The 282-nt window shown below is 39.0% G+C and carries 1 protein-coding gene; it reads left to right on the plus strand.

Annotated elements, in window-relative coordinates:
- Positions 1-282, plus strand: a 282-nt coding sequence (locus HC176_RS19335; RefSeq protein ID WP_209309847.1) for a hypothetical protein, incomplete at both ends; no start/stop codon positions are given.

Below are 282 nucleotides of genomic sequence, written 5' to 3' on the forward strand. Positions count from 1 at the left end.
CGGGGATATTTTATTCAGGAAGAAGTGGAGCGCCATATTCATATCGGTGCTGACTGTATCTACCGCTACAAGAACAAAATGATCCTACTCAACTCTGTAACCGAAAAGCCACTCGATATACTATCCATATTAGAAAAGACACCAACAATAGATTGGGAAGTCAAGCTTAACAATAAGGAAAAAACTACCGTTAGGTTAATTGCCTTTCCTGTATCTGATGAAGTGGCAAACAATAGACGAATGAAAGCTAAAAAGGAAAAAAAACTCCTCCCGACTCTGAGT

It is taken from the genome of Tamlana crocina (assembly GCF_012037625.1).